Raw genomic sequence first — 4162 nt, 5'->3', positions numbered from 1 at the left:
AAATACCGTTTCTGAATTTTTATATTTTAATTTTTAGGAGATGCTATCTTGAATTATTATTATAAAACTAAACTAAAAATTTGTTTTTTTGTATTGATTTGCTTTGTTATATATCATATATTCGTATGGCTATTGATAACAAAAGAGGTTTTCGATAGAAACGACGGCATGATGATAGGCGACCTTGGCAGATTATCGTATAAGATAAACTCATATTCCCCTAGAAAAACGGCAGTGACCCTACCTAGAACTCATTATATTTTGGATTCGGATTTTCAAATGAGGCAGGTAGATGTAATAACCATAGGCGATAGCTTTTCTAACGGCGGCGGGGGCGGACTAAACCCGTATTATCAGGACTATATTCAAAGCGATAAGAACCTTACGGTTTTAAATATTCCGCTAATCAACGAAAACTATTATAAGACGCTATTTTCGCTCATAAATTCCGATCTATTAGAAAAATTAAAGCCAAAATACATCATACTGGAATCTATCGAAAGACGAGCGGTGGATAGATTTGCATTCGATTTGGATAAATTTAAAAATGAAAGATCAAATTTAATAGCTCAAAAACGTGCTCCATCGTATCTACAAACCCCAAAGCCATTTTTTATAAATACATTAAACTACAATAGTGTTTTATATCGCATAGCTTACAGGTTCAACGATCATGCCTTTTTATCAAAAGTGTATTATCTGAAGCTGGATGGAGATTTTTTTACCTCCAAAGATCAAAGCGGACTATTATTTTATTATGAAGATCTATATGGGCTAGATAAATCAAATGCCGAAAATATCGCAGCGCTAAATAGAAATTTAAATGAAGTGCAGGGGCTTTTAGATAGATTCGGCATAAAACTATATTTTATGCCGATGGTAGATAAATACGATCTGTATTACGACCATATTTTGGATAAGAAATATGGGAAGAGCCGCTTTTTTGAACTGCTTCGCGAAGAGAACAAGCGATATCTATTTGTAGACACTAAAAAAATTTTAAACAGGCTAATAAAAAGCGCCGTAAAGGACGTATATTTTTCCGACGATACACATATGAGCACTATGGCACTGAAAGAGATCATAGACAATATGGAATTTTAATTTTAATTAATACCGAGTTAAATTTTACGATATCCAGTAAGCGGAAGCGGTTGTGAAAATAAATTATTGCTGCATACCAAAAACATTAGAGGCTATACTGCAAATTTGAAATTTAGACTTAGAAACGAACATCCTTGTTAAATTAAAGAATCGGCGCTAGTTTCAAATTTTTAGCAGCTTTTGAACGAGACGGCTTCTAGGAGTTTTAAATGCGCGAGTAAACGCTCTAAAATCGCTTTTACATTTTTAAACGCTAAACGCGCAACTAAAATTCCAGATGGATATACACAAATACAATCGTGACGAGATTTGTAAAAGGTACGAAAATCATCTATAAAGCAGCCATTCCTCAAAGCTTGCGAGTATCGTCAAAGGGAATTTATCGGCGGCGCAAAAAGAGTAGTGCGCGAGTGGAATTTAAATAGAGCAAAATCTGAATTAAATTTAATCTTTTGGTTTTGAATGAGGATTGTTCCAGGCAAATGGGCACTAGAAGCTGAATTTTAAAATAAGTGTTCATTTATGAAAAAGTGAGCATTCAAGCTAAAATTGAAATTTTGCCAGGAAAGCTTATCGTAGCGTAATGCGCAAATCGCGACGAGTTAAAAGCGCAGCCTACGCGCGGCAACTACAAATTTCGCGAAAGTTTTCACATGGCGTAATCCGGCTTTTAAATTTAAAAGCCGGAGTAAAATTTAGAGCAAATTTAAACTATTTTACCTCAAAAGCAAAGGACGCGATGATCGTCTCTTCGTCGCATTTCTTTGGATCCGAAAATGCGAGTTTATTTCTTGCTTTTAGTATCCAAGGACCCGGCTTTAGCGCCATTACCTCGATTTCGCCCTTATCGTCGGTCATACCATAAAATGCGCTCATATCTTCCAAAAACCCATCTGGCGCACCTTCAACTGCGGCATTTGCAAGCGGCTTGCCTTCAAATAGCACTTTAATTTTAAACGGCTTATTAGCTTTGAAATTTACCGGATTTTCTAAAGGTACGAGCTCTAGTCGCTCGCCCACGGGCTTAGTTATGAGATCGCCTGCTTGTGTGTTGATTACGCCCTTTGCGAGCATAGTGGCGCGACGGCAAAATTTAGCGTCTTTGATCGTATCTTTCGTGCCGCCCATATGCCATTTGCCGCTTTTATCCTCGGTCCAAAAGGTCGGTTTATATTGCCCGGTAATAATATAGACGCCTTCCGGCTGCTTTTCGCCTTCAAATTTATAGTTCTCGCTCGTGCGCTTTAGCTCGATTTTTTTGCCGTTTTTATCTATGACTACGGGGATTTCAAAATTATTTTCTCTCTGCTTATCAATCGGCTCGCACGTGGCAAATCCATCTCCAAATCCGATCTGAACCCTTAGTTTGTCGTCATTTTGACCCGCAAGCCAAAAATCATGCGCGCCTGCTACGCTAAATGCACCTAAAACTGCCAATACAGCTAAACTTTTCCTCATTTTTCATCCTTTCTTTTAATAAAATTTACTAAATTTAAAAACTATATCTTACGCCGACGCCGAGCATTCAGGTGACTAAGACATTACTCGCTCTGTCGCGTATGTGCGAGAAATACTCTTTGTCGGTCAAATTTTTGACGTAAAAATACACGTCAAAGCCATCTTTTAGGTAGCCTACTTTTGCATCCGCCGTAAAATAGCTCTTTTGGGCTAGCTTATTTTGAGCATCGAAGTAGGTCTTGCCTATCATATTTCCGTCCAGTCTTGTATAAATTCCCATCGGAGCGTAGTATGACGCGCCCAAAGAGAGCTTATACTCGGGGTTTTTTTCGATTTTATTACCTTTATTATTCGTGCCGTCTTTGTTGATGTAATCTCCGTATTTGGTCTTTAGCAGACTTGCGGCTAAATTTATATCAAGCTCCTTGCTCGCTTTTGCGACGCCTTCAAATTCCACACCCATAGATTTTGATTTATCGGCGTTTGCGGTTGAGTAGATGTTGGGGTTATTGGGGTCGGTATAAAATATATGCGTGCCCTTGATGTCCATATAAAATAGCGCGGTAGAAAATCTAAAGCTCTCATACGAACCCTTTACACCGATCTCGTAGTCATCGCTCGTCTGTGCGTCAAATTTATTATCCTCCCTGCTGCCGCCGGTGGTGTAGAAATTAAAGCCGCCGGCTAGATAGCCCTTTGAATACATCGCGTAAATATTTAGCTCGTCGGTGATATCGTATCCAAGTGTGATTTTTGGCAAAAACGTCCTAAATGTCGCTTTTTCGTCCATCGAAAACGCGAGCGCACCGGGATTGTGTCCCAGCTCGTATGAAAAGTAATCGACCTTTGTGTGTTTTCTGATCTGCTGATACCTGCCGCCAAGCGTAGCATCAAATTTCCTCGTGATCGGATAGATGATCTGACCGAATACCGATGCCGTCTGCGCGCGATTGATTGAAGGCCAATCCTCGACTATCGTCCTACCGCCGCCGTCGCCGTATTGATCGCCGATCGGACCGAAGACTTGCTTTTCGTTTTCGTAATAAAGCCCGCCGACCCATTTGAAGCTTTGCTCGTCTACGCTACTAAATCTAAGCTCCTCGGAGAAGGTATCATTTTTAGAATTTAAAAATGTAATTAGCCCGTAGTGATCGGGGTCGAGATAGGTTATTTTACTACCGAAATCCTCGTCGTAAAGCCCGTCTTTTTTGGCTCTACGAAAGGTCGTAGCCGAGGTCGCGTCAAATTTGTCAAATTCATATTTTAGATCTAACGCTCCCGAGCTAGAGGTTTGCTTTACGCGGGCGGGAGTTTCTAAGTTTATATGCTTGGCTTCGCTTTTTGAGATATTGCCAAATCTCGATTTTGGGATAAAAAGCTCGTCGAGCGAGCCGTCCTGGCGGTGAAAAAGATCGCCGTAAATTTTAATCGTAAAACGATCGGTCGGCACTATCTTTAAATTTAGTCCGAAATTGTAATTTTTCTTGTCGTTGGCTTTATCTCCGTTTAGATCGTTGATGATCCAGCCGTCCTCTTTGGACGCCGAGCCGTTTAAGCCTAAAAAAAATAGTTTATCATCAATCAGCGCGCCGCTGGTTTC

3 protein-coding genes are annotated in these 4162 nt (G+C 39.9%); 1 reads left to right on the top strand and 2 read right to left on the bottom strand.

Annotation, left to right across the window (positions count from 1 at the left end):
* Window positions 1-132: 132 nt before the first annotated feature.
* A complete protein-coding gene (locus Q0372_RS01115) occupies window positions 133-1104 on the top strand; it encodes a hypothetical protein (protein WP_297943792.1) in 972 nt (323 codons plus the stop codon).
* A gap of 711 nt (window positions 1105-1815) precedes the next feature.
* Here Q0372_RS01115 and Q0372_RS01110 read toward each other — a convergent pair.
* Window positions 1816-2562 (bottom strand): DUF4198 domain-containing protein, encoded by a 747-nt coding sequence (locus tag Q0372_RS01110; protein ID WP_005870462.1) that lies wholly within the window; start codon window positions 2560-2562, stop codon window positions 1816-1818.
* Between the two features lie 67 nt (window positions 2563-2629).
* Window positions 2630-4162, bottom strand: a 1533-nt coding sequence (locus tag Q0372_RS01105; protein ID WP_298101543.1) for a TonB-dependent receptor, incomplete at its 5' end; no start/stop codon positions are given.

It is taken from the genome of uncultured Campylobacter sp., assembly GCF_937997405.1.
Classification (GTDB): domain Bacteria; phylum Campylobacterota; class Campylobacteria; order Campylobacterales; family Campylobacteraceae; genus Campylobacter_B.
This window is presented reverse-complemented; position numbering and strand designations above follow the sequence as displayed.

Excerpts from the sequence above, each read along its gene's own strand:
- Q0372_RS01110 (WP_005870462.1), bottom strand. The coding sequence starts at position 2,562 with ATGAGGAAAAGTTTAGCTGTATTGGCAGTTTTAGGTGCATTTAGCGTA.